This is a genomic window from Rhizobium sp. UGM030330-04 (genome assembly GCF_003208455.1).
GTDB classification, from domain to species: domain Bacteria; phylum Pseudomonadota; class Alphaproteobacteria; order Rhizobiales; family Rhizobiaceae; genus Agrobacterium; species Agrobacterium rhizogenes_A.
This window is the reverse complement of sequence record NZ_QKML01000007.1, coordinates 200,701-226,448: the sequence shown is the minus strand read 5'-3', so window position 1 is coordinate 226,448 and position 25,748 is coordinate 200,701. Positions and strand designations below refer to the sequence as shown.

Genomic DNA, 25,748 nt, shown 5'->3' with positions numbered 1-25,748 from the left:
GAGACGCGGAACGCCGGCCTAGCCGTGAAACCGCAGATTTCGTCGCGTCAGTTGCTCGACAGTGGTGCAGCCCATCAGCTTCATGCCGCGTTCGATTTCGATGCGCATCAGTTCGAGCGCCCTTTCGACGCCGGGCTGACCGGCAGCGGCGAGCGGGAAAAGATAATAGCGGCCGAGCCCGACTGCCTTGGCACCCAAAGATAGCGCTTTCAGAACATGGGTCCCGCGCTGTACGCCACCATCCATCATCACGTCGATCCGGTCGCCGACGGCATCGACAATCTCTGCCAGCTGGTCGAAGGCGCTGCGGGAACCATCGAGCTGGCGACCGCCATGATTGGAGAGCACGATGCCGCTGCAGCCGATTTCGACAGCGCGCCGGGCGTCATCCACCGACATGATGCCTTTGAGGCAGAAGGGTCCGCCCCATTCGCGCACCATCTGCGCCACGTCGTCCCAGTTCATCGAGGGATCCAGCATCTCGGTGAAATAGCGGCTGATGGAGAGCGCGCCGCCATCCATTTTGATATGGCCGTCGAGCTGCGGCAGGCTGAAGCGCTCATGTGTCAGGTAATTGATGCCCCAGGCCGGTTTGACGGCGAATTGCGCGATGCCGGAAAGATTGAGCTTGAAGGGAATGGCAAAGCCGGTGCGCTTGTCGCGCTCGCGATTTCCACCGGTGATACTGTCCACGGTCAGCATCATCGTCTCGACGCCGGCGCTCTTGGCGCGTGCCATCATATCGCGGTTGAGGCCACGATCCTTGTGGAAATAGAACTGATAGACCTGAGGGCCGCCGCTGATCCTGCGCGCTTCCTCAAGGCTTGTGGTGCCAAGCGAAGAGACGCCGAACATCGTGCCGAATTTTCCCGCTGCTGCCGCCACCGCCCGCTCGCCCTGATGGTGGAAGAGGCGCTGAAGCGCCGTTGGGGAGCAATAGACCGGCATGGAGAGTTTTTGCCCCATGACGGTCACTGACATGTCCACGTCGGACACGCCGCGCAGCACATCCGGAACGAGATCGCAATTTTCAAAGGCAGCCGTATTCCGCCGATATGTCACCTCGTCGTCGGCAGCACCGTCTATGTAGTTGAAGATCGGCCCGGGAAGACGCTGCTTGGCCATGCGGCGAAAATCATGAAAATTATAGCAGTCTTTGAGTTGCATCTGTCGCTCGACCGGTCCGGTTTGAAGGCTTCTAAAGAGTGTCGGAAACCTATACCGGCGATCAGGGCCGGGCAATCGTGCCGCCGACAATTTCCGCAGGTTCAAGGCGATGAATACCGCGGGGCTGGAACGGCAGGAACTGCTCCGCTCCGAGAAGTTTTGCGGCAAGCCAGAGGACCGACATCCACATTTCCGTGCCCTGCAGCCCGGCCGGATGCCCCTCGGCGAAGGCAAATCCCTTCCCCTTTTGCCATCGCCCCTCGTTTCGGCGCACAATTTCGCGGGCGATCTCTTTCGCCTCGTTTCGTCTGTGATCTGTCTGTTTCAGGCACAGAAGCAAAGGGTGGATCGTATCGAGCAGGTTGCAGGCGTTAAATTCGACGCCATGAAAACCGCCATTGGCGCGGTAATTGGCGATGACGGAGTCGATTGCCGCTTCTGGATAGGGCACGGGCACCCCGAACTGGGCGTAGGAGCCGCGCGTGAGACGGTAAAAGCCATTGACCGGTTGTAGCAGGCCCTGCGCGGCCGTCGGTTCCCCCCAGAGACCGGTTGCCCTGTCCGCATTCATCGCAAGCCAGCCGAAGAGCATGGCAAGATTGTCACCGGATGTGAAATAGCGCCTGTTGAAATAAAGCGCGGTGGCGAGGGCGTCGATGGTGGCGCCGCAATGCCATGCCCGGCTTTGCCATGGCAGTTCTTCGAGCAGACGGGTCAGTTCCCCGGCGCGCATGTGCTCGACAAAGGCAATTGGCTGTTTCGGCGCGGCCCCAAAACATTCCAGCGCATATCCGATGGCCAGAATATTGTAGAGAATGGAAGGGTTCCGCTCCGGCGGCGCATCGACAGCGGGCGTCTCGGCGGCGAAAAACAGCCCCGTTTGCGCATCCTGCATCGCCTGCAGGCCAGTCACGGTCTTTTCGGCGTCGAAGGCAGTTCCTTCCTGCCCGAAGGCTGCGGCGATTTCGATAGCGTCACACAGATGTCTGGCGCTTTCAACGACTTGCCCGGATGCATCGGCTGAATGATAGGCGCCCTCTTCCTCATAGGAACGAATGGCCGCCAGCCAGTCGCCGGCGATTTCCCCACCGAGCTTCCGCAGCAGTGGTTCTATTTCCGGGAGGTTTGACGCGGCCGCTTTTTCTCCACGATATCGCAGAACCCGGGCGGGAACGCCGCCGGCAATGGCCATGGCGGGAATATCCTTCACCACGGTTGCGCCTGCCGCGATAATCGCTCCGCGTCCAATCTTCACGCCATCCAGCACCACCGCATTGGCGCCGATCCAGACATCCTCGCCAATCTCTATGCCAAGCGAAGTCAGCGGCTGGCGATAGATGGGGGTGTCGATATCGTCAAAACCGTGGTTGAAACCGACGATGCTGACATGGGAGGCGATGCGCACCCCATTGCCGATGGTCACCTTGCCGAAAAGGCAGGCATAGGGGTTGATCGAAACATTTTCGCCAAGCTCAATGTCGCCGCGCACGATCGCGTAACCGGCAATCCACGACTGTGCGCCCATCAGCAGCCTGTCCGTATGCACCTCCGCTCTGGCGGCAATATAAACGTCTTGTCCGAAAACGGCGTTGGCAGAGTGTTCAAGGCCACGCAAACGTGCCTGATGATCGGGGCTGTTTATATCCTCCGGCTTCCGCTCCCAGGTCAGGATGTTCAGTCGATCCTGCCTTTGGGAAACAGTCGGGGGTTCGTCCGTCGTCATGGTCAGCCCGCACGGTTTTCATTGAGTGCAAAGGCCGGAACACGTCGTCCTTCACGCCTGAACATCTCTTCCAGCCCGGTGAGATCGGGAGCATCCGGCAGGGTCGCCAATGCGGCTTCGGCGGCCTTGCCGGCGGGTAGCGCCATGGAGGCCGTTATCAGCACCGTTTCGCCGGACGGAACAGTACCGCGCAATTGCGGAACGAGGGTTCTGGCGTGGATGAGATTGGTGTTGGCGATGGCCTGATGGCACAGTCCTTCGCGACGAATTCCGGCCGAAAGGTCGACGATGACGCTTGTGTCGCCTTGCCCGTAACACGCAGCGCGACCTTCCTCGGCCTGAGTTCGGTCGCGGTTGAAGTCGGCGCGTTCTATGGCGAAACCACCTTCGGAAGTTTGCAGAGGTCGCGGGGTCCGGATGCGGTGCAGCCTCACATGCCAGGGGTTTTGCGGCACGAGCCAGGTCTCGATCTCCACATCCGCCCATGGCCGCCAACGGGAATAAAGGCAGTCTTTGGCAATCAACGCCTCCTCCATCGTCTCGCGGGTGCGCAAGTGCACGCCGTCGTCGGAAAGGCCGAGCATGCCGTCGAAACTTGCGGCGGCGAAATGCCGGTCATCCGCCTCGACATTGAAGGCATAACGGGTGGAGTAGACGAACTTCGAATATTTCTCCTGCGCGCCGCGCATCCTGTCATGCTGCTGCCCCGAGGATAGAACGACGATGTTGCCGGGCGTGTGAAAGGCCACCATGCCAGGCTCCGGCAACGAAACGGGTTCGGCGAATTCTTCCGCCTCGGTTTCCTGCGCAGTCCAGAAAGGATGGTCGGCGGGCAGCGCCAGCGGCAGGAAGAATTTGAGCGCCCAATAGGGAGAGCAGGGAGAATTGTAGCTCTCGCTCATCAGAAGGTTTGGATAGCCATATCCGACGGACAGGACGCCGTCGCGATCGGCGATCGGCCGCTTCGACCACCAGCGGATGTGGCGCATGTAATAGCCCTTGATTTCCGGCCATGGCAGCGCCTCCAGACCGGAAAAGGCGAGCGCGCCCCAGAAACCACCGGCAGCAAAACGGTAGGTCTGGCTGCGCCCGAAGGCGAGCGAAGCCCCGTCAGGCCCGAACCAGTGGCGCATGTCACGGGCGAAAATGCGCGAGCGTTCGATGAACCGCGCTTTTCGTGCGCCGTCACCTTTCGCCAGTACCGTGTAGATCAAACCGTAAAAATGCATGGCGAAGGGGATATAATGGTCGACACGTCGCACCGGTCCATCCCGATACCAGCCGTTGCCGATATCGAAAGCCTCTAGCTCATCGAGATAGGTTTGGGTTTTGGCGCGGTCGAATTCCACACCCACCCGTTCCAGCCCGAGATCGATCAGCACCCGGAAGAATTTCCAGTTATTGTCGACGAACTCCCGCTCGCGGGCGGCCAGAAGATAGGCGGCGACAGCCCGCCTGTCCGTTTCGGCTAGCGGCTCCCAGATGTGTTCGGGAACCATGGCGAGCGCAAATCCTATGGCCGCCAGTTCGACCAGCCGCTGGTGCCGATCAGCCGTGTCACCCCAATATTCCGGGTGGGCCGGATTGGTGCCATTGGCCAGCCCGCGCCGGTAGAGATCCCAGTGCGGAAAATCATAACCGCCGGCGGCAAGCGGAACGATGCCCCATAATGGCCGGGCAAAACCCTCCAGTTCCGCCGCAGGAAAATCGAAAATCGCCCCCGTTGCTCCAAGCCGCACACGCGCGCCGCCGGGTGAAAAACAGGTCAGCAGCGGATTGAAGAGGTCGATCACCGCCTTTGCGAGATCGTCCCGGCTGCGAAGCGGATTGTGAAAGAGCGGATTGGCTGTGGCGCTGTCGTGAGGCACGATTATCAATTTCCGGTCGTGATCAGAGAAAGGGCCGCAGGCTCGCCGCCTGCGGCTCTGCGGCAACTATTTGATAGCCTTGACGCCGTCATTCATGTCCTTGATGCCGTCATCGATGGAGATATTGTCGGTCATCAGCGCGTCATGCACGCGGTTCAGAACGACTTCGATCTTGGCCGCATTCGGGTTGACCGCCATTTCCAGATAGGCCTTGCCCGCCTGCAATGCGTCCTTGCTGTTCTGATCCTGCGGGAAGCCCGGAAGCGCTGCGATCTTCTCGGCCACATCATCGGTTCTGAGCGCAGGGAAAGTGCCGGTGGAGGCAACGATGGCCGCACCCTCAGGGCCGGTGACGAAATGGATGAAATCCAGTGCCGCTTCCTTGTGGCCGGAATTGGCATTGACCGATAGTCCGGCAATCTGCGCGGCCGTCGCGCCTGCTGCTACACCATCCGGATGGGGAAATTTCACGATGCCCCAATTGACGCTTTTCGACTCGCCGGATTTTACCTTGGCGATCTGGGTGCCGACGAACCATGTGCCCATGGGCAGCATGCCGATCGTTCCGTTGAAGAACAGAGCGGAATAATGGGTGTTCGACGTTTTCAGCGAGGCATAGGACGGTATCGCGCCGCTCTTCTGCAGGGCAAGCGCCCGCTCATACCAGGGTTTCAGGAATTCATAATTGCCGTCCACCAGCGTGTGCTTGCCATCCTGAATGCCGGGCAGCTGCACCGTCGAGCGCCAGGTGTGCAACAGCGCGCCATAGATGCGGTTGGCACCCATGCCGCCCTTCAGCTTGCCGGCGATTTCATCGAACTGCGCCCAGGTCATGTCATTGCTGGGGTAGGGCACGCCGGCCTTGTCGAAAATATCCTTGTTATAATAGACCACCCAGAAATCCGAGCGGAACGGCAGGGCGTAGATCTTGCCGTCGATGGTCAGTTCCTCGATCAGGCCACCATAGGGTGCCGTCTCGATCTTCTGGTCCTTGATGAAGCCGCTGAGATCGGTGATGTTGCCGGCGCGCACCAGATTGGCGTAGCCGGGCACATCCTTGATGGTGACGATGTCGATATCCTTCGAGCCGCCGGTCAGCTGCGTGGATATCATCTGCGTATAGTCCTGCGAGCCGAGGTCCACCACCTCGAACGTCACATTCGGGTGCTTCTGCTTGTAGGCCTCCATCAAGGGCTTGAAGTAGGCACCCTTGTCCAGATCCCAAAGGGCCCATTTCAAGGTGACGGGTGCATCGCCCGCAGCGAACGCCGTTCCTCCCATGCCCATGGCAATGCCGAGACCGGCGGTTGCGAGAGCGAATGCACGTCTGGTTGTCTTAAACTCCATAGCCCGTTTCTCCTTCCCTGACTGATGTCGTTTGATTTTCGGTATGCCTTAAGTGCTGCTCCCCGCCGGTTCGGGTATCGACACCCGCATCCGCGTAGCGGCGTTTCTCGCCGCAAAACACAGGGCGAACATGCCGAGCGAAAAATTGACGGTGGCCGGCATGAAGACGGACACCGGATAAAACAGGATGTGCGCGATCCAGAGTGCCGTGACGAAACCGAGTGCCGCCAGCATGGGCAGTGGCCTGGTGAGCGCAGAAAATGCCGCCTGCCGTAGCGTTTCCCGAAGCGGCAGGTCCTGTCTTGCCATGAGAACAATGGCGTAGGCGCACAGGAGGATGAGGAACAGCGTCACTGCCAGACTGACCGCAAAGGGCAGGCTGTAGACGAGCTGAAGCCGGGCCGCCCCGGCGTAGCTGACGGTCGCGTAAACACCGGCGCTCACCAGCAGCGCGTTTAAAACCACAAGCGTAGTGCCGCGCAGGGCGAATTTCCGCAAGGCTTCGAGGAAATCGCGCAGCAGATAGGTATTTTCATCATCCGTGAAAGAAACGCAGACACGAGCCATGGCCAGCATCGCTGCCGGCATCGTCACCACCGGCAGGCTGGCGAGGATGAAGAGAAGATTGAGCTTCACCATCTCCCACCATTCGCGTTTGATGATGTCGAGGAACAGGGCAAGGCCGGTCAGCGGCGGGGTGTTCTTGTCGATCCCGGCTCCTTCCCTCGTCCATAACCCCTCCAGCCATTGCATCGCGTTTCTCCCCATCGCCTCAATAAAGGATCGATTGTTCGGTGGCGGGATCGAAAAGCTGCGCATTCGTCAGATCGGCCACCAGTTCGACGGGATCACCGATCTTCGCTCTGAAGCGCGGTGAGACGCGTGCGACGAGGTTTCTGCCGCCGGAGACAAGGTTGAGATGCACTTCCGATCCCATCGGTTCCGCCAGTTCCACCGTCGCCCGGAAGGGTGCGACATTGGCGGCATCGATATCCGCCGGGGCGAATTCGTGGAAATTTTCCGGGCGGATGCCGAGAATGATGTTCTTTCCCTCGTAAGATCGCAGCCGCCCGGAATCGATATCAGCTGGCAGAGGCAGCGGATTGCCGTCGAACAGGGCGGTGAAGCGGTCGCCGTCGCGGCGCAGCGTCATGGGCAGCATGTTCATCTGCGGTGCGCCAATGAAACCCGCGACAAACATGTTGATCGGCCGGTCGTAGAGATTTTGCGGCGTATCCACCTGCTGGATATGGCCGTCCTTCATCACCACGATGCGATCTGCCATGGTCATGGCTTCCACCTGATCGTGGGTGACGTATATGAAGGTGGCATCCAGCCGCTTGTGCAGCTTGGAGATTTCCGACCGCATTGTGCCGCGCAGCTTGGCATCCAGATTGGAAAGCGGCTCATCGAGCAGGAAGACTTCCGGGTTGCGCACCATGGCCCGGCCGAGCGCGACACGCTGGCGCTGACCGCCGGAGAGCGCTTTCGGCTTGCGGTTCAAGAGATGGGTGATGTCGAGAATTTTCGCCGCATCCTTGACCTTGGTGTCGATGAGATCGCGCGGCGCCTTTCTGAGTTCCAGACCGAAGGCCATGTTTTTGTAGACCGTCATATGCGGATAAAGCGCATAGTTCTGGAACACCATGGCGATGTCGCGATCCTTGGAGGGCACATCGTTCATCACGTCCTCGCCGATGCGCAATTCGCCGCCGGAAATTTCCTCCAGCCCGGCGATCATCCTGAGCGTCGTGGATTTGCCGCATCCGGAAGGGCCGACCAGAATGATGAATTCCTTGTCGGCAATATCCAGATCGATATCGTGAACCACCTTGAGCGCGCCGAAGGTCTTGTTGAGTTTTTTCAGGGAAATGCTAGCCATCTGTTCCTCGCGCTCACCAATAGGAAGACCAGTTGCGCGAAAGCCGGATCAGCGCTTCCAGATAATAATAATCGCCCCAGGAGACGCACTCGTCGACGCCTTCGCCCCGGCAGGTATTATGGGGCGTCTTCTTGGAATAGGTGCCGTGCAGAAGCTGCCCGTTGGAGATCGCGGGATCGCGAACCGAATAGACATCGGCGAGGCTTTTCACCATGCGCCTTGCCAGATCGCGATATTCCACTGCCTTTTCCGGTGTCTCCAGCTCCGCCATTTCCAGAAGACCGCAGGCGACGATGGCTGCCGCCGAGCTGTCGCGCGGTTCGCCATCGCCATCCGCAAAAATCAGGTCCCAAAAGGGTACGAGATCATCGGGCAGGCGTTTGAGATAGAAGGCGAGAAGCCGCTCGAAGGTGCCGCGATAGGCGGGCAGGCGCTCGTATCGATAGGAAATGGCCATGCCGGCAATGCCCCAGGCCTGTCCGCGGGCCCAGTAGCTCTCATCGCTGTAACCCTGTTTCGTGACGCCGCGCACCGGCGCGCCGGTCTGCGGGTCCATGTAAAATGTATGATAGGTGGAATCGTCCGGCCGAACGGAATGGGCAAGCGTGGTGCGGGCATGGGCAAGCGCCACGGTGCGGTAGTCCTCCCGGCCCGTTTCGCGGCTCGCCCAATAAAGCAGCGGCAGGTTCAAAAGGCAGTCGATGATATAGCGATATTCGTTGGGATTATCCCTGCGGCCCCAGGCCTGGATGAATTGACCGACCGGCTGGAACCGCTCCATCAACTGGTCCGCCGCCATCAGCGCCGCGCGCCTTCCGTCTTCGTCCCCCACCAGTTTCCATGCGGCAATGCAGGAGGGTGAATAGAGGAAGCCCATATCGTGATGGTCGGTCTCGATGCGGTTTTCGATACGGTGCAGGAAACTCTGCACCTGAATTTGCGCCGCATGCTGAAAGGTCCTGTCGCCGGTGTGCTCGAAGGCGAGCCATATCTGGCCCGGCCAGAAACCGGCAGTCCATTGGTCATTGGCGACTGCAGGGTAAAGGTTCTTCACGCTCGAGTGGTTTTGCGCCGCGTAGGTGAACTCGGGCAGGTTGCGCCTGACCTGCGCGACGGCGGCGGCGAGTGCGGCATCGACTTCCTCTGTCGTGATCGGGGCTGGAACGGACGTGGTCAAATCGAGCATGAAATCAACCCTTGAGGCCGGTGGAGGCGACGCCTTCGACGAAGAAGCGCTGCAACGCCAGGAAAACGATGAGAACCGGAATGAGCGCCACCACCGAGGCGGCCATGATCAATCCGTATTCCGCCGAATATTGCGAAATGAACATGCGCAGGCCGATCTGGATGGTCTTCAGCTCGGTCTTGGTGAGATAGATCATCGGACCCATGAAGTCGTTCCAGGTCGTGACGAAGGTGAAGATCGTCAAGGTGGAAAGCGCCGGTTTGGAAAGCGGCAGCATGATCTTCGCCCAGATCTGGTATTCGTTCATGCCGTCGATGCGCGCCGCCTCGCAAAGCTCGTTCGGGATCGACATGTAGAACTGCCGCATCAGGAAAACGCCGAAAGCGGTAAAGGCCTGCAGGAAAATCAGCGCAAGATGGGTGTTGTTCAGCCCGAATTCGCGCATCAGCAGGAATTGCGGCACCATATAGACCTGCCAGGGCATGGCGATGGTGGCGATATAGCCGAGAAACAGCGTGTTCTTGTAGGGAAAATGCAGCTTGGCGAAGGCGTAGGCAGCAAAGCTTGAGGTCAGCAATTGCAGCAATGTGACGATGATCGTCAGCTTCGACGTGTTGTAGATGAATAATGCCAGCGGGATCTTCGTCCAGATTTCCACATAGTTTTCCCAGCGTGGCTGCGAGGGTATCCACTCGATCGGGAACGCGAAGACATCGCGGCTGAGTTTCAGCGATGCCGACAGCATCCATGCGAAGGGCAGAAGCATGACGATGGTGACGACGATCACCGTCAGATAGATGCCGATCGTGGCGGCAGGGATTTTGCGGCCCATGATGCGCATGGATCAGTCCTCCCGCTGCCGTTTGAACTGAACGATGGTGACGACAAGGACCAGGAAGAACAGGACGAGGGCGATCATGCTGGAATAGCCGAGATCCCAGGAAATGAAGGCCTCATTGTAGATGTGATAGACGAGAACCAGCGTCGAGGTGCCCGGGCCGCCCTGTGTGATCATGTAGACCTGATCGAAAACCTTGAAGGACTGGATCGTCAGCATGACGGTCACGAAAAACGTCGTCGGCGCAAGCTGCGGCAGGGTGACGTGGATGAATTTCTGCCAGGCATTGGCACCATCCAGCCCTGCTGCTTCATAAAGCTCCGAATTGATGCCCTGCAGCCCGGCGAGATAGATGACCATGTAATAACCCATACTCTTCCACACGCCGAAGAGAATGACCGTGACCATGGCCCAGTGCCGGTCCGCCGCCCATCCCGGCATGTCGGCGGGATCGAGGCCGAGCGTATAGAGCAGCATGTTGACCGGACCCATCTCCGGATTGAAAATCATGTTCCAGACGACGGCCACGGCGACCAGTGACGCGACATAGGGAAAAAACATGGCCGTGCGAAAGAAATTGCGGCCGAGGATTTTCTGGTTGAGCAGGATCGCAAGGCCGAGCGCGCAGGCGAGCGTGGCCGGCACCGATGCGACGGTGTAGATGACCGTGTTCCAGAAGGCTGCGATGAAGGCCCTGTCTTCGAACAGCCGCCAGAAATTATCGAGACCGGCAAAACGCATCGCATTGGAGCCGTCCCAATGCATGAAGGCCAGTGCAAAGGCAAAGAGGATCGGCCCGAGCGTGAAAATCGCAAAGCCGAGAAAATTGGGCGCAATGAAGGAATAGGCAACGAGCGCATTTTCTATTCCGCGCCGCCGTTTGGAGACGATGCGGAGTTTTTTCCTGCGATACGGAGTCGCCTGCTTGTCGGACATGGTCGCGGTTGCGATTGCCACAGCATATCTCCCATTGCCGCCGTTTCACGCTTCATCGGTGCCGGCTGCCTGCATTTTCCATTGCGGCCCGGGTCTTCACCCTGCCGCCTCCCGCGCTCTGGATAACACAATATCGATATTGGTCAAACAACTTTACATAAAGTCAGACAAATTTTCTGGTTTTTCAAAAATACGTATGATAGGAGGCCCATATCGGATTACGGAACGCGCGGGAGGTTTGAGGGCGTGTTTGTCGAAATGATGCGGCTCCTGCCTGATCGGTTCGCCGATTTCGGCGCGGAACTGACGACAGAAAAAATTCGGTCTTCAGCAACGGAAGCGGTTCGCGGCAGTCTCGTCGATGCGGCGGAGCAGGCTCTTGGCGAGCCCTGGTCCGTCATTCTGGCGGGCGATTACCGGGAATATGGCCGGAGCGGCAATCGTGATCGTTTCGAGGCGCTTTATTTCTCCCGCCGGCTGAAATTGAACGCGTTGGTTCTCGGTGAATGTGCCGAGGGGCAAGGTCGGTTTCTCGATGCCATCATCGATGGTCTCTGGCTGATATGTGAGGAAAGCGGCTGGCAATTGCCCGCGCATAATTCCCATATTCGCGGTGGCCCCCGCGCGTCGCTTCCCGACCCGCAGGATCCGGTGATCGACCTGTTCGCCGCGGAAACGGGTGCCAATCTTGCTTTGTGCCTGCACCTGCTCGCGTCGGAACTGGAGCAAGCGGCCCCAACCCTTATATCTCGCGTCCGCACCGAGATCGAATGTCGGATTACGAAGCCCTATCTCGCCCGACATTTCTGGTGGATGGGGAGCGGTGATGAGCGGATGAACAACTGGACGGCCTGGATCACCCAGAATGTTCTGCTCTCCACCCTGCTTTCGCCCACCGACCAGCCGACGCGGCGTTGGGTCGTGGAAAAGGCGCTCCAGAGTCTCGATGCGTTTCAGAAGGACTATGCGGAAGACGGAGCCTGCGAAGAGGGCGTTCTTTATTACGGCCATGCAGCGCTGTGCCTGTTCGGAGCGATGAGCATTCTCGATACCGCCGCGCCCGGCTCCATGGCGTCGCTTTTCAAGGCGCCGAAACTGCGCAACATGGCGGAATTCATCCTCAACATGCATGTGGCGGGAGACAGTTTTTTCAACTTCGCCGATGCGCCGGCGAAGGTCGAAATATCAGGCGTTCGGGAATATCTCTTCGGCAAAGCCGTCTCTTCCCTGCCGCTTCAGGCTTTCGCCGCAGCTTGCTGGAACCGATCAACGGATAAGTTGATGCGCAGGGAGTGGAACCTCTGGTATCGCGTCCAGGCGGTTCTCGTCACGCCGGAATTGTCTGCACTTGCTGTTGCAGAACCGATGAAGAACGACATTGTCTATACCGGTATCGGGCTGGCGATTGTCCGCGACGGGGTGTTCGATCTTGCCGTGAAGGCGGGCAATAATGGCGAGAGCCATAACCACAACGATGTCGGCAGTTTCACGCTTTACAAGAATGGCAGGCCATTCATCATCGATGTGGGGGTGGAAACCTACACCGCGAAAACTTTCTCGCCGCGGCGCTATGACATCTGGACGATGCAGTCGGCCTTTCACAATCTGCCGACCTTCGGTGGCGTCATGCAGGGCGCCGGGGCAGAGTTTGCGACACGGGATTTCGTGGCGGAGTTTTCGGAAAAACAGGCGGAAATTGCTTTCGATATAGCGGGAGCTTATCCGCCCGAAGCGCGTGTCGAGCATTACCGGCGCCGTATCCGGTTGCTGCGTGGCAGCCGCATCGAGATCACTGATGATTATCAGGGCGAGAGAAGCGCGGTTCTGTCACTGATGGTTGTCGAAAAGCCCGTCGTCACGCCGGGAAGCCTGATCTTTGCGGGTCTTGGCGAGGTGGCCTGCGAAGGGGCGGGAGAGCCTGCCATCGAGGCCATCCCCATCGACGACACCAGGCTTCGCCAGTCTTTGCCGCAGATGATCTATCGCATTCTTGTTCCCATCAAAGCCAAGCGTCTGTGCCTGACGATCAGCTAAGGAAATGCCGATGAAGCTTACACTCAAGGTCGTTAATGCGGCCGGTGCTATTCTGGCGGAGGCCGGGGCGGAGAACGAGGTGTTCCTCGTCTACCGCGCTGAATATTGCGAAGGCGACAGGCTCGTCGTCGAAGCTTCGCAGCCTGGTCATATCTGGCTCGGCCTTGATGCCGGCATGCCGCCCACGCTGGTTTTTTTGCAGACGGCCGAATTTGTCCTGCCTGTTCCTTTCGCGGCGAAGCGCAAATCCTATCCGCCGCAGGCTTTCAGCGGGAGCATTCACCGGATTGCGGCGCGTTGTGCTCTTGCCGGTGAGATCGGGGTTCGCAGGAACCTGGCCCTGAACCCTTTCGATGACCACGAAAACACCTCGCTGTTTCCGCATGTCCATGCGAGTACCGAAACGCGTGGGGAAGCCGCGTTTGCGGCCCGTAATGTCATTGATGGCGAAAAGGTCAGCGCCGGCCATGGTTTCTGGCCCTATACCAGCTGGGGCATCAACCGTGATCCCGAAGCTTCGTTGACGCTTGTTTTCGGTCGCGCGGTTCTGATCGACCAGCTGACATTTTATCTGAGGGCAGATTTTCCCCATGATGCCTGGTGGGAAGAGGCGAGCGTTACATTTTCCGACGGCGAAAGCCTGCGCTTCACGCTGCAAAAAACCGGTGCCGCCCAGACGTTCCCGGTCGCGCCGCGCCGTGTGGAATGGATCCGCCTGCACGACCTGAAAAAAGCGGACGATCCCTCACCGTTTCCCGCGCTGACGCAAATCGAGGTCTGGGGCGCGGATCTGCGGGAAGCATCATAGATTTCTGATTGCCGAGTTCCCTAGCCGCAAACCGCCACGCAGCTTTTTCGGAGATGCTCTAGCTGTGCGAAATGCCGCGAAGGTCGCGCATCATGTCGCGATAGCGGTTCTGGCTGCCGCGCAGATGCGCCTGCATGGCCAGTTTGGCATCCTGTTCATTCCTGTCCGATATGGCGATGACGATCGCCTCATGTTCCTTGTGGATCAGTCGTCGATAGGCCGTCTGGTCGTTTTCCCGGGTTTCGGGCACCACGCGGGATTGCGGGATCACGGCCTGACCGTGCAGCTCGAGGAACTGGGTGAAGAGCGGATTGTTGGTTGCCGCCGCAATGGCCAGATGCAGTGCCAGATCGGCCTCGCGAATGGAGCGGTTTTCGTCGATGCATTTGAGAAGCCGGGCGTGACAGTCGAAAATCGCCTCCTCCTGCGAGGGGGAACGGCGAAGGGCGGCCAGCCCCGCCGCCTCGATTTCAAGCGGCGTTCTGATTTCCAGAACCTCAAGATCGGACGACAGCCGGGCGCGATCGATGCCGGGCGTGGAGGACATCTCCTTTTCGCGCTTCAGCACGAAAATGCCGGCCCCCTGGCGAACCTCCACCAGCCCGTCGCAGCGTAGTGCCGTCACCGCCTCGCGCACGACCGTGCGGCTGACGCCGTGGGTTTCCGTCATCTCGATTTCGCTGGGCAAGCGGTCACCGGGTCCATATTGCCCGGAGGCAATCGCGTTTCTAAGGCTCAGGCTGACTTGACTGACCAGAGAACCGGAGGATTTGCTGCGCTGTTTTTGCTGTTCAGGCACGTCGGTCACCATGCATTAAAATCGAGGCAGGCGTGGAGCCTGTCAAATATGTATGATGAATTTTAGAAAAACTCAATGATCATACCAATTTTACCCAATTTCATGCGGAGGTCGCAGATGAGGGCATCAAAAATCTTCTCGAATTCGGCAGCAGAGTTTAGGCGGGGCCGGCCAACTGCTCCGTGGAAACCGCATATAGCGCCGTGCCGGTACTGAAAAAGCTCTCGATATTACCAATCGTCGTGTCCGCGATGTTCTTGAGAGCTTCCTGCGTGAAGAAGCCCTGATGGCCGGTGACCAGAACATTGGGGAAAGTCAGCAGTCGCGCGAAAACATCGTCGCGCAGCACCTCGTTGGAAAGGTCTTCGAAGAAGAGATCGGCCTCTTCTTCATAGACATCGATGCCGAGGGAACCGATCGTGCCGTCTTTCAGTCCGGTGATCGCGGCCTGCGTATCGATGATGGCGCCGCGGCTGGTATTGACGAGCATCACGCCCTTTTTCAGAAGCGGCAGCGTCTCCCTGCGAATGAGGTGACGGGTTTCCGGTGTGAGCGGGCACATCAGCGCGAGAATGTCCGATGTCCGAAACAGTTCCTCCCGCGTGACATAGGCCATGCCGAGCGCCTCGCAATCTGGGTTGGGGCGAAGATCGTGGCCGACAAGGCGGCAGCCGAAGCCGGCCGCAATGCGCGCGAAAATCGCCCCTATCTTACCCGTGCCGACAATGCCGACTGTCTTGCCGTGAAGGTCGAAACCGAGCAGGCCATCAAGGGCGAAATTTCCTTCGCGGACGCGGTTATAGGCGCGGTGGATCTTGCGGTTGAGCGACAGGATGAGCGCCATGGTGTGTTCGGCAACCGCGTAAGGGGAGTAGGCCGGGACGCGGGCAATGGTCAGGCCCAGCTTTTCGGCGTTCGCGAGATCGACCTGATTGAAGCCGGCGCAGCGCAGGGCAACCAGCCTTACTCCCGTTTCCGCCAGTTTTTCGAGCACGGGTCGTGACAGGTGGTCGTTGACGAAAGCGCAGATGGCATCCGCTCCCTTCGCCAACGCCACTGTTTCAAGAGACAGGCGCGCTTCGCAATAATGCATCCGCATGCCGGGCCTGGCAGCATCGTCGAGGAACTGCCTGTCATAGGGCTTGGCGCTGTAGACCACGATCCGCATCTGCTTCTCCGGTATTCGAAAACGAAAGCTGCCGTCGCAGGGATTGTTTGTCCGGCAGGCCGTCTCAGCTGCGAAGGCCCGGCGCTTCCTGCCCGGTGCTTTCGACATATTCGGTATATCCGCCACCATATTGGTGGATCCCATCCGGTGTCAGTTCCAGCACCCGGTTTGAAAGGGCGGCCAGAAAATGGCGGTCGTGGGAAACGAACAGCATCGTGCCTTCATAATCCGACAGGGCCTTGATCAGCATTTCCTTGGTGTCGAGATCGAGATGGTTCGTCGGCTCGTCCAGCACGAGGAAATTCGGTGGATCGAACAGCATGGCCGCCATGACGAGGCGGGCCTTCTCACCGCCGGAAAGCACACGGCAACGTTTTTCCACGTCGTCGCCCGAGAAGCCGAAACAGCCGGCAAGGGCGCGCAGCGGCGCCTGGCCGGCCTTGGGGAAGCGCTCTTCCAGCCATTCCAGAATGGTGCTGTCGCCATCCAGAACATCCATGGCGTGCTGGGCAAAATAGCCGAGCTTGACACTGGCGCCGAGGGTGACATTGCCGGAATCCGGTTCTGCCGTGCCTGTGACCAGTTTCAGCAATGTCGATTTTCCGGCGCCGTTGACGCCCATGATGCACCAGCGTTCCTTGCGTCGCACCATGAAATCGAGTTCGCCATAGATGGTGCGGCTGCCATAGGCCTTGTTCACCTTCTTCAGCGCCACGACATCCTCGCCCGAGCGGGGAGCCGGCGCGAATTCGAAGGCCACGGTCTGGCGCCGCCGGGGCGGCTCGACACGATCGATCTTTTCGAGTTTCTTCACACGGCTCTGCACCTGCGCGGCATGTGAGGCGCGCGCCTTGAAGCGCTCGATGAACTTGATTTCCTTGGCGAGCATGGCCTGCTGGCGTTCGAACTGCGCCTGCTGCTGCTTTTCATTCTGGGCGCGCTGCTGTTCGTAAAAGCCGTAGTCGCCGGAATAGGTCGTGAGGCTGCCGCCGTCGATCTCGATGATCTTGGTGACGATGCGGTTCATGAATTCGCGGTCGTGCGAGGTCATCAGCAGCGCGCCGTCATAGTTCTTCAGAAAATCCTCAAGCCAGATCAGGCTTTCGAGATCGAGATGGTTCGAGGGTTCGTCGAGCAGCATGACGTCCGGGCGCATCAACAGGATGCGGCCGAGCGCCACACGCATCTTCCAGCCGCCGGAAAGCTTGGAAACATCGCCGTCCATCATCTCCTGGCTGAAGCTCAACCCGTCCAGCACCTCACGGGCGCGGCCTTCCAGCGCATAGCCGTCCAGCTCTTCGTAACGCGCCTGCACTTCGCCGTAACGTTCGATGATGGCGTCCATTTCATCCATCCGGTCAGGATCGGACATGGCGGCTTCCAGCTGCCTAAGTTCCGCCGCCACTTCACTGACGGGGCCTGCGCCCTCCATGACTTCGGCTACGGCAGAGCGGCCGGACATTTCACCGACATCCTGGTCGAAATAACCGACCGTCATACCCTTTTCGACGACCACCTGGCCCTCATCGGGCTGGTCTTCGCCTGTTATCATCCGGAACAGCGTGGTCTTGCCGGCGCCATTCGGGCCGACAAGGCCGATCTTCTCACCGCGGTTGAGTGCCGCGGAAGCTTCGATGTAGAGAATGCGGTGGCTGTTCGACTTGCTGATATTTTCAATGCGGATCATGACAGGGCCTGTGAATGGGAGCGCCCTCCTATGCCACGGGCAGCAGCCGCTGTCACCTGCGCCAGCCATGCAGAACTGGCGAAGATCGCCGCGGGGCATATGCGCCCCGCAGGCCGGATGGTTTCCGACTGCACCTGCCGGATTTTTGTCAGTTGGTGAGCGTGGCTATGCTGCCGGCTGCCTTGCGGGCGATTTCGCCGAAGGCGGTAACGATCTGTTCCATGTTTTCGGGAGCGTAATAGTTGTCGGCGCTGGAAGCGCAATATTGCAACAGCGACTTGCCCTTGTCCGGCGCCATGAAGGCGACGCTGAAAATCTTGATCCCGTCTTTCTTGGCAGTCTCGCAGGTGGTGCGTACCGACTGGTCGATGCCTGAATTCCAGGCGGCGCTGTTTCCCGTCATTTCGCCGTCGGTCATGAGGACGATATAGCGCTCGAAGGATTCACTTTCCTTTGACTTGTGCGCGTCCGCTTCGACGGTATTCGTCTTTTTGAGGGCGTTATATGCGGCAGTCAGGCTGCTGCGTGCGTCCGTGCCGCCTGTTGGAAATTCCGGTATCTGTTTGTCGACATAGCTGACGATGCTGCTTGTGCCCCAGGTAATCGACTGCGCAGGATAGGACTCGTGTGTATAGACGGACGCGCCTGTGCGAACGAGCTGGGAACCGCCGCTGGCGGTATAGGTTGGGTCGGCCTTGTTCAGCGTCGCGACGAGAAAGCCAACTGCGGTTTTCAGCGATGTGGCCTTGTTGACGTAACACGGGCTGGATGTGACCTGTGCTTCGCTTTTGCCCCAGTTGTTCGCGGTGTAGTTCGGGCAAGATTTTTTCGCGGTGTTGATCGTATCCGTCTTGAATGACATCGATCCGGACCGGTCGAGCACCAGATACATCGAGATCGGCGCGCCCTTGTTGACCGTGCTTTTCGCGATGCCGGTGGCGGAAATGTTGATGGTCTTGGTGCCAAAGAAGCCAATAAGGGGATTGAGCTGCAGCTGACGGTTAATCGTGGTCTCGATGATATAGGTCTTGCCGCGGGCATCTTCGGTTGTCGCGATACTGATCGGAGAGTTCTTTTCGAGCTCTTTCCTCTCTTCCTCGGTCAGGTTCTTCAGCTGTTGGCTGGCGATGAAAGCCTTGGCTATTTCCTTGATCTCTTCGTCGGTGGCATCACCTTTTTTCACGCGTGCTTCGGTCGCCGCAGCAAGCGCTGCGGAATCCGCCGTGTTCTGCAGATCAGCTTTCACCTGCATCACATTTGCGAATTCCATGCCGGCTCCGGCCACACCCAGCAGTATCGGCAGCAATATTGCCGTCATGATACCGAAATTGCCGCTCGTATCGGCAAGGAAACGGCGCTTGAGTTTTTGATCTGCGGAGGCGGTCATGGCGGGGCCCAACGATTAGAATATTCGATTGAGCGCAGGAAACCCACAAAGGATGTAAAATCCGCTAACGTGAAGATTCAAATCTTACCAATCGTTCAAATTGGTGCAGAATTTGAAGTATTTTCAAGAATTAATTTGTTTGCGGGCTGAAATAATACAGGTTGCGTCATTGCTGGACGGGAATGACGTCGACGGCCTGTTTTATCTGCTGGTTGCCATAGCTCTTCAGGACCCCGATCACCGGGGCGACGTCGGAATAATCGCGGCCGTAACCGACGACGATATGGTCGCTTCCGGCAACTATATCGTTGGTGGGATCGAGTTCCAGATAACCGGCCGCTTCACCGCACCAGATGCGGACCCAGGCGTGCATTGCATCCGCCCCTTCCAGCCGTTCCTTGCCCGGCGGAGGGATGGTGCGCAGGAAACCGCTGACATAACCGGCGGGAATGCCGAGACTGCGCAGCGCCATGATCATGATATGCGAAAAATCCTGGCACACGCCGCGTTTCAGCTGAAAGGCCTCCGATGGCGTCGTATCCACGGTTGTTGCCTCACCATCATAGGTGAAGTCGCTGTGGATGCGTTTGCACATGGCCAGCGCGATCTCGCGGATGGTCATTCCGGGCGTCAGCAACTCCCGTGCATAGGCCGATATCGCCGCATCCATCCCTATTCTCGGGCTTGTGCCGATGAAGTGGTGTGGCGACTGGAAATCGATCGACCAGACATCGGCCATGTCCTGCGGCAGACGTGAAAGCTCGGGCGAAAAATCGGCCGTCAATGCCGGTGATTCCACCATCACACGCGCCTGCATGCGGATATCCAGCTTTTCATGCGGCGCGCGCAAATGCACTGATGTGGCCGATTGGTGAAAGAAGTCCTCGAAGACAGCGCGCTCTTCCGGCGTTGGCGAAACATCGATCGAACCGGCGACGAGCCGCTGCCGGCCGGGAATGGATAGCGGCAGCACGCGGATGATGTGCCGCGCGCCATGGGCCGGCGTGTCGTAGGTGTAACCCATATGCAGGGAAAGATCGTAGAGCATAGGGTTATCCGAGATAGGTCCGGGCCAGAACATCGGAGAGATGTTCCATGTCGGTTTCGAGCTGCCGATAGATCGCGCCGTTCATGTTTTCCGGCGTCATGACGGCGAGCCCGGAATGCAGGCGCATCGTCTCGCGGTAAAATGGGGACATCTGGCCGTTGACGAAGGCATTCGGAAGCTGCTCCACCTCGGTACGGATTTCGTTCAGCTGAAACAGGATCGAGCGGGGATTGAGCGGATCGAGCGCCAGCAGATCGGTCACGGTCAGCCCGGCCGTGTTGACATTGTAGCGGCGGCGATGGGTCATGACGCTGTCGCCGATTTCAAGCAGCATGTCATAGGAACCATCAGGCGCATCCGGGCCGGTCATATGGCCGAGAAGCCGCGTCATATGCAGGCCGCGTTCGAGATAACGGCCGATAGACAGGAAACGCCAGCCGGTGAAGCGGTACATGTTTTCGTGCACGAGACCGGCAAAGCCGGCAAGCTTGCGCAGCAGGATCGTCATGGCATGGGTAGCGTCGTCGCCGGGAGCGACTTTTGCGTGGAAACGGCGGGCCGTCTTGGCGAGATCGTTCAGCGCCAGCCAGCCATCAGGCGAAAAGCGGTCACGGATATTGCTGGCGGAATAAAGTGCGCTGTTGATGTTGGTGAGCAGGCTTTCCGGCACGGCATCGTTCATTTCCACATCGAGTGCTTCGAGATATCGCGTCACATGGGCGAGCAACGGTTGGCGCGGGTCGGCTGACTCGGCATAACGTCCGTGCCAGGCGCGCAGGATGCGCAGCGCGCCTTCCGAGCGTTCGATGTAACGGCCGAGCCAGAAGAGATTGTCCGCCGCGCGGCTCGGCAGGCTGCCCGGCATGTTGCGGGTGAAACTTTCTTCCGCCGGTAGAAGCGTGGTGCGTTCCACCGGTTTGTCGCTGACGATCCAGACATCCGCCGCACTGCCGCCCGATTGCATGGCAATGGCGGAAACGTCATCGCCGCTGCCGATCCGTGCGAAGCCGCCCGGCATGATCTGCCAGCCATCCTGGGTGCGGGCGGCGAAAACGCGAAGGCTCATCGGACGCGGCACGAGCTTGTTGTCGATATAGGCCGGGGTCGTTGAAAGCTTCACGACTTCCTGACCCACCAGCTTGTGGCCATCGGAGGCAAGCCAGTCGCTGATCGATTCCTTTGCCGTCTCGCGCAGTGAGGACCCGAGTACGGATTGGCCATTATCGTCGAAGAAGGGGAGCCGCGAATAGGCCGGGCCGATGACCATGCCTTCGATATTGCCGGCAACATGGCGGCGCTCGGCTTCCTGCCCGCACCACCAGGTGGCGATGGATGGCAGCTTCAGTTCCTCGCCCAGAAGGTGGCGGCAGATGCGGGGCATGAAGGCGAGCAGCGCCCGCGTTTCGAGAATGCCGCTGCCAAGCGCATTGACGATGGTGAGCGCTTCATTGCGCAGCGCCTGCACCATGCCCGGCGTGCCGATATGGGATTGCTGGTTCAGTTCCAGCGGGTCGGAATAGGAGGCGTCGAGACGCCGCCAGAGAACGCCGATGGGTTTCAGCCCGGCCACGGTCCTGACCATGACGCGGCCGTTGACGACGGTCAAATCCTCGCCCTCCAGCAGCATGAAGCCGAGATAACGGGCGATATAGGCGTGTTCGAAATAGGTCTCGTTGGCCGGGCCTGGCGTCAGCACGGCGATGCGGTCATCGGGATGCTTTCGGTGCGCCTGCAGCGTGTCGCGGAAAGCGCCGAAGAAAGAGGCGAGACGGTGGACGTGGGTTTCCGCATAGATATCTGAAAGCGCACGGGTGGTGGCCACCCGGTTTTCAAGCGCGAAACCCGCACCGGAAGGCGCCTGCGTCCTGTCGGCCAGCACCCACCAGTTGCCATCCGGCCCGCGGCCGATTTCGAACGAGCAGAAATGCAGATAATGGCCGCTTGCCGGTTTGACGCCGACCATGGGCCGCAGATATTCCGGATTGGAGGCGATCAGGGCCGGCGGCACGTAACCTTCCTTCACCAGACGGTTCTCGCCATAAAAATCGGCGACCATGGCTTCCAGAAGATTGGCGCGCTGTTTCAGCCCTTCGGAAAGAACTGCCCATTCCCTGTCGTCGATCAGCACCGGAATATGGGAGATCGGCCAGTTTCTTTCGCTGCTGCCCTTGCCGTAGTCGCGGTAGAACACGCCGGCATCGCGCAGATAGCGGTCGGTACGGGCAAAACGCTCGTGCAATTCCCGTTCCGACATGCGCGACAGGGCGTCGAGCAGGGTTTTCCAGACCGGTCTGACCTTGCCGTTGGTATCGAGCATTTCGTCGGCAACGCCCGGCAAGGGGGAATATTCAAGCCCGCGCGGTGGCGCGCCCGTTTCCGTCTTGCGTTCCGTTGCCGGGGCTTTGGACAATTTACACTCCGTAAGGCCGACGCAGATCGAGCGTCAGCGGAAATTCTGGTGACACGGTTTCCACCTGTAGCGGATATTGCCCTGCCGTATGTCCCCATGGTTCGAAACGGGCGAGGCGGCGTGCCTCGGCCTCATTGCCGTTGACGGGAAACGTCTCGTAATTGCGCCCGCCCGGATGAGCAACATGGTAGATGCATCCGCCGATCGATCGCCTCGACCATGTATCATAAATGTCAAAGGTCAAGGGTGAATTGACGGGCAGGACGGGATGCAGGCCGGAAGCGGGCTGCCATGCCTTGAAGCGCACGCCGGCGACCGCGACGCTACGGTTTTCCGTCGGGGTCAGCGGAACGGCGCGGCCGTTGCAGGCCACCGCGTAGCGCGCGGGATTGGAGGTTTCCAGCCGCACCTGCAGGCGCTCAACGGAGCTGTCGACATAACGCACGGTTCCGCCGATGGCGCCCTGTTCGCCCATCACGTGCCAGGGCTCCAGCGCCTGACGCAGTTCCAGCTTCGCACCCTCATATTCGACCTCACCGAAGAAGGGGAAACGGAATTCCTGCTGGGCGGTGAACCATTCGGGCTTCAGGTCGAAGCCGTTTTCCCTGAGATCGGCGAGTACGTCGAGGAAATCCGCCCAGATATAATGTGGCAACATGAAACGGTCCGCGAGTGCGGTGCCCCAGCGCACGAATCTGCCACCGGCCGGATTTTTCCAGAAACGGGCGATAAGCGCGCGCACCAGCACTTGCTGGGCGAGCGACATGCGCGCATTCGGCGGCATTTCGAAGCCGCGGAACTCCACGAGACCGAGGCGGCCGGTCGGTCCGTCAGGCGAAAACAGCTTGTCGATGCAGATTTCGGCGCGGTGGGTGTTGCCTGTCACATCGGTCAGCAGATTGCGGAACAGCCGATCGACCAGCCACGGCAAAGGCGGACCCCCTTCAGTGGGGGCGGGTACCTGCGAGAGCGCGATTTCCAGTTCGTAGAGGCTGTCGTGACGCGCTTCGTCGATACGGGGCGCCTGACTGGTCGGGCCGATGAACAGGCCTGAGAATAGGTAGGAAAGGGAAGGATGCCGCTGCCAGTGCAGAACGAGGCTCTTCAGAAGATCGGGACGGCGCAGGAAAGGGCTGTCATTGGGGCTGGCGCCACCCACGACCACGTGGTTGCCGCCGCCGGTGCCGGTGTGGCGGCCATCGATCATGAATTTGTCGGCGCCAAGCCGCGCCTGCCGTGCCTCTTCATAGACTGCGGTGGTAATGTCGACGCAGTCCTTCCAGCCTGCGGCGGGATGGATATTGACCTCGATGACGCCGGGATCGGGCGCGACGCGGATGACATTGATGCGTTCGTCATGGGGCGGCGCATAACCCTCGATATGGACCGGCAGCCCGAGCTCGGCCGCTGCCGCTTCTGCCGCTGCGATCAGTTCGAGATAGTCTTCGATGCGTTCGACCGGGGGCATGAAGACGCAGAGCCGGCCGTCGCGCGGCTCGACGGAGAGCGCGGTGCGCACCGCGCCACCGATTTCGCCGAGAGTCTGTTCAACGCGCTCCTGCCCGGCTGTCTCGCTGGCATGGAAGGAGGCTTCGGGCATGGCGCGGCCCGATGGTGTGAAGACATCGGGGAGCGGACCGCGGGGGATCGACGGGTCCGCCTCGTGAATATAGGGATAGGCGGATGGCGGCACATAGGGCAGGGTACCGAGCGGCAGACGGTAACCCACCGGGCTGTCACCCGGAACGAGGAATATTTTGCCGCGTCGCGTCTTCCATCTTTCGCTGATCCAGCGTTTGCCGGTGGCGCGCGCGTTCCATGCCTGAACGGGCAGGATGTAGCCGGTCGGGGTCGTCAAGCCGCGTTCGAAGACGCGGGCGATGCGGTTGCGCTCCTCCGGGTCTTTCAGCCTGGAATTGGACGGGTCGACATTGTCGGGCAGGCTGCCTTCCTTGATGATCCATTCGGCCGGATCTTCGTAAGCGGGCAGCACCAGATCCGTATCTATGCCGAGTTGGGCCGCGATGCCGCCGAGCAGTTTCCGTGCATCGTCGGCCGAGACGCTGGTATCGGCACCTTCCTCGGCGATAAGCGCCGGGTTCTGCCAGATCGGCAGGCCGTCCTTTCGCCAGTAGAGCGAGAAGGTCCAGCGCGGCAGGCTTTCGCCCGGATACCATTTACCCTGCCCGTAATGCAGAAAACCGCCGGGGGCAAAGCGTTCGCGCAGCCGGCGGATCAGGGCATCGGCCTTTTCGCGTTTCGTGGGTCCGACGGCGCCGGTGTTCCATTCGTCGGATTCGAAATCGTCGATGGAAACGAATGTCGGTTCACCGCCCATGGTGAGCCGGACATCATGGGCATTGAGAACGTCATCCACCGCTTCGCCGAGCGCGTTGAGGTCTTCCCAGCTGTCATCGGAAAACGGCTTCGTAATCCGTGGGGTTTCGGCGACGCGCCGGACCTGCATGTCGAAGGCGAATTCCGTATTGGCGTGGCCGTAATAGCCGCCGGAAATCGGCGCGGCATTGCGATAATGCGGCGTTGCCGCCAGCGGAATATGGCTTTCGCCTGTCAGAAGCCCCGAAGTGGGGTCAAGCCCGATCCAGCCTGCGCCAGGCATATAGACCTCGGCCCAGGCGTGAAGATCGGTGAAATCCACCTCGGTACCGGACGGGCCGTCCAAGGCCTTGAGATCGGGCGTCAGCTGGATGAGGTATCCCGACACGAAGCGGGCGGCAAGGCCGAGATGCCTCAGAACCTGCACCAGCAGCCAGCTTGTATCGCGGCAAGATCCCTTGCCGGAAGCGAGTGTTTCCTCCGGTGTCTGGACACCGGGCTCCATGCGGATGACGTAACCGATTTCCTGTTGCAGACGCGCGTTGAGGCCGACGACCATATCGACCGTCGGCTGACCCGGGGCCCGGTCGACCGTCGCCATGAAGGCGGCGAGCAGGGGTCCGGTCGGTTCCGGCTTCATATAGATGGACAGATCGTCGCGTAACTCCTGCGGATAATCGAAAGGCCACTTTGTCGCCTCTTCCTCCACGAAGAAATCGAACGGATTATAAACCGTCATATCGGCGACAAGATCGACTTCGATCTTGAACTCCGTCGCCGGCTCGGGAAAAACGAAACGGGCAAGATAATTGCCGTAGGGATCCTGCTGCAGGTTCACGAAGTGATTGGATGGAGAAACCTTGAGCGAATGGCTGATGACGCGGGTTCTGGAATGCGAGGCTGGCTTTAATCTGATGATTTGTGGTCCAAGGCGGACCGGATTGTCATATTTATAATGCGTCAGATGATAGATGCTCGCTTTGATCGCCATTAATCTGCCTTGCCCGGTTTTTCCGGCTTATGCGGTTATCCGCCCCTCTGAAATTATTCGGATTTTGTGCAATGCAGGAAAAGAAAGCAAGGATCATTTCCGGGGGCAATTGCATTGTTGGTTGAAGCCGCG

The 25,748-nt window shown here is 59.5% G+C and carries 18 protein-coding genes; 2 read left to right on the top strand and 16 right to left on the bottom strand.

The features are described from left to right. Positions 1 to 18 precede the first annotated feature (18 nt). The 9 genes from N434_RS13050 to N434_RS13010 form a co-directional block, all read right to left on the bottom strand. Entirely contained in the window at positions 19 to 1,167 is a 1,149-nt protein-coding gene (locus tag N434_RS13050; protein WP_065117279.1) for an alpha-hydroxy acid oxidase, read from the bottom strand. A 61-nt stretch (positions 1,168 to 1,228) separates the two neighbouring features. Continuing rightward, positions 1,229 to 2,890: an acyltransferase gene (locus tag N434_RS13045; RefSeq protein WP_110758229.1), complete on the bottom strand. Its 1,662-nt coding sequence runs from the start codon at positions 2,888 to 2,890 to the stop codon at positions 1,229 to 1,231. 2 nt (positions 2,891 to 2,892) lie between these two features. Then, a complete protein-coding gene (locus N434_RS13040) occupies positions 2,893 to 4,758 on the bottom strand; it encodes a DUF2264 domain-containing protein (RefSeq protein ID WP_110758367.1) in 1,866 nt (621 codons plus the stop codon). A 66-nt stretch (positions 4,759 to 4,824) separates the two neighbouring features. Next, on the bottom strand, positions 4,825 to 6,105 hold the full coding sequence (locus tag N434_RS13035) for an ABC transporter substrate-binding protein (protein WP_110758227.1): 1,281 nt from the start codon (positions 6,103 to 6,105) through the stop codon (positions 4,825 to 4,827). 48 nt (positions 6,106 to 6,153) lie between these two features. Next, a complete protein-coding gene (locus N434_RS13030) occupies positions 6,154 to 6,858 on the bottom strand; it encodes a DUF624 domain-containing protein (RefSeq protein ID WP_110758225.1) in 705 nt (234 codons plus the stop codon). A 19-nt stretch (positions 6,859 to 6,877) separates the two neighbouring features. Beyond that, positions 6,878 to 7,987, bottom strand: coding sequence for an ABC transporter ATP-binding protein (locus N434_RS13025; protein WP_110758223.1), 1,110 nt, complete (start codon positions 7,985 to 7,987; stop codon positions 6,878 to 6,880). A gap of 13 nt (positions 7,988 to 8,000) precedes the next feature. Then, complete coding sequence (locus N434_RS13020) at positions 8,001 to 9,173, bottom strand: glycoside hydrolase family 88 protein (RefSeq protein WP_110758221.1); 1,173 nt, start codon at positions 9,171 to 9,173, stop codon at positions 8,001 to 8,003. A 4-nt stretch (positions 9,174 to 9,177) separates the two neighbouring features. Next, positions 9,178 to 10,014: a carbohydrate ABC transporter permease gene (locus tag N434_RS13015; RefSeq protein ID WP_065117286.1), complete on the bottom strand. Its 837-nt coding sequence runs from the start codon at positions 10,012 to 10,014 to the stop codon at positions 9,178 to 9,180. Positions 10,015 to 10,017: 3 nt separating this feature from the next. Next, on the bottom strand, positions 10,018 to 10,947 hold the full coding sequence (locus tag N434_RS13010; RefSeq protein WP_236771826.1) for a carbohydrate ABC transporter permease: 930 nt from the start codon (positions 10,945 to 10,947) through the stop codon (positions 10,018 to 10,020). A gap of 246 nt (positions 10,948 to 11,193) precedes the next feature. Here N434_RS13010 and N434_RS13005 point away from each other — a divergent pair, with 246 nt between their 5' ends. Together N434_RS13005 and N434_RS13000 are read left to right on the top strand one after the other, a co-directional pair. Next, the gene (locus tag N434_RS13005; protein WP_110758219.1) at positions 11,194 to 12,981 is read left to right on the top strand and encodes a heparinase II/III domain-containing protein; all 1,788 of its coding nucleotides are present in this window, start codon (positions 11,194 to 11,196) and stop codon (positions 12,979 to 12,981) included. Between the two features lie 10 nt (positions 12,982 to 12,991). Beyond that, positions 12,992 to 13,789 carry a carbohydrate-binding protein gene (locus tag N434_RS13000; protein ID WP_110758217.1) on the top strand — a complete coding sequence of 266 codons (798 nt, stop codon included), beginning with the start codon at positions 12,992 to 12,994 and terminating at the stop codon, positions 13,787 to 13,789. A 58-nt stretch (positions 13,790 to 13,847) separates the two neighbouring features. Here the strand turns inward: N434_RS13000 and N434_RS12995 are convergent, their stop codons facing one another. The 7 genes from N434_RS12995 to N434_RS12965 form a co-directional block, all read right to left on the bottom strand. Continuing rightward, positions 13,848 to 14,600, bottom strand: coding sequence for a FadR/GntR family transcriptional regulator (locus N434_RS12995; protein WP_077767946.1), 753 nt, complete (start codon positions 14,598 to 14,600; stop codon positions 13,848 to 13,850). Between the two features lie 145 nt (positions 14,601 to 14,745). Then, complete coding sequence (locus N434_RS12990; RefSeq protein ID WP_110758366.1) at positions 14,746 to 15,756, bottom strand: 2-hydroxyacid dehydrogenase; 1,011 nt, start codon at positions 15,754 to 15,756, stop codon at positions 14,746 to 14,748. Positions 15,757 to 15,820: 64 nt separating this feature from the next. Continuing rightward, positions 15,821 to 17,443: an ABC-F family ATP-binding cassette domain-containing protein gene (locus N434_RS12985; RefSeq protein ID WP_110758215.1), complete on the bottom strand. Its 1,623-nt coding sequence runs from the start codon at positions 17,441 to 17,443 to the stop codon at positions 15,821 to 15,823. Between the two features lie 148 nt (positions 17,444 to 17,591). Then, the gene (locus N434_RS12980; protein ID WP_110758213.1) at positions 17,592 to 18,830 is read right to left on the bottom strand and encodes a vWA domain-containing protein; all 1,239 of its coding nucleotides are present in this window, start codon (positions 18,828 to 18,830) and stop codon (positions 17,592 to 17,594) included. A gap of 166 nt (positions 18,831 to 18,996) precedes the next feature. Further along, the gene (locus tag N434_RS12975; RefSeq protein ID WP_110758211.1) at positions 18,997 to 19,878 is read right to left on the bottom strand and encodes a transglutaminase family protein; all 882 of its coding nucleotides are present in this window, start codon (positions 19,876 to 19,878) and stop codon (positions 18,997 to 18,999) included. A gap of 4 nt (positions 19,879 to 19,882) precedes the next feature. After that, the gene (locus tag N434_RS12970) at positions 19,883 to 22,288 is read right to left on the bottom strand and encodes a circularly permuted type 2 ATP-grasp protein (RefSeq protein WP_110758209.1); all 2,406 of its coding nucleotides are present in this window, start codon (positions 22,286 to 22,288) and stop codon (positions 19,883 to 19,885) included. Position 22,289: 1 nt separating this feature from the next. After that, complete coding sequence (locus N434_RS12965; RefSeq protein ID WP_110758207.1) at positions 22,290 to 25,616, bottom strand: transglutaminase family protein; 3,327 nt, start codon at positions 25,614 to 25,616, stop codon at positions 22,290 to 22,292. Positions 25,617 to 25,748: the final 132 nt, after the last annotated feature.

Bases quoted from the DNA above. Each gene is read 5' to 3' on its own strand.
- N434_RS13015 (WP_065117286.1), bottom strand. From the start codon at position 10,014: ATGCGCATCATGGGCCGCAAAATCCCTGCCGCCACGATCGGCATCTAT.
- N434_RS13045 (WP_110758229.1), bottom strand. From the start codon at position 2,890: ATGACGACGGACGAACCCCCGACTGTTTCCCAAAGGCAGGATCGACTG.
- N434_RS13050 (WP_065117279.1), bottom strand. From the start codon at position 1,167: ATGCAACTCAAAGACTGCTATAATTTTCATGATTTTCGCCGCATGGCC.
- N434_RS13025 (WP_110758223.1), bottom strand. From the start codon at position 7,987: ATGGCTAGCATTTCCCTGAAAAAACTCAACAAGACCTTCGGCGCGCTC.
- N434_RS13030 (WP_110758225.1), bottom strand. From the start codon at position 6,858: ATGCAATGGCTGGAGGGGTTATGGACGAGGGAAGGAGCCGGGATCGAC.
- N434_RS12980 (WP_110758213.1), bottom strand. From the start codon at position 18,830: ATGACCGCCTCCGCAGATCAAAAACTCAAGCGCCGTTTCCTTGCCGAT.
- N434_RS13010 (WP_236771826.1), bottom strand. From the start codon at position 10,947: ATGTCCGACAAGCAGGCGACTCCGTATCGCAGGAAAAAACTCCGCATC.
- N434_RS13020 (WP_110758221.1), bottom strand. From the start codon at position 9,173: ATGCTCGATTTGACCACGTCCGTTCCAGCCCCGATCACGACAGAGGAA.
- N434_RS12985 (WP_110758215.1), bottom strand. From the start codon at position 17,443: ATGATCCGCATTGAAAATATCAGCAAGTCGAACAGCCACCGCATTCTC.
- N434_RS13000 (WP_110758217.1), top strand. From the start codon at position 12,992: ATGAAGCTTACACTCAAGGTCGTTAATGCGGCCGGTGCTATTCTGGCG.
- N434_RS12990 (WP_110758366.1), bottom strand. From the start codon at position 15,756: ATGCGGATCGTGGTCTACAGCGCCAAGCCCTATGACAGGCAGTTCCTC.
- N434_RS12965 (WP_110758207.1), bottom strand. From the start codon at position 25,616: ATGGCGATCAAAGCGAGCATCTATCATCTGACGCATTATAAATATGAC.
- N434_RS13035 (WP_110758227.1), bottom strand. From the start codon at position 6,105: ATGGAGTTTAAGACAACCAGACGTGCATTCGCTCTCGCAACCGCCGGT.
- N434_RS12995 (WP_077767946.1), bottom strand. From the start codon at position 14,600: ATGGTGACCGACGTGCCTGAACAGCAAAAACAGCGCAGCAAATCCTCC.
- N434_RS12975 (WP_110758211.1), bottom strand. From the start codon at position 19,878: ATGCTCTACGATCTTTCCCTGCATATGGGTTACACCTACGACACGCCG.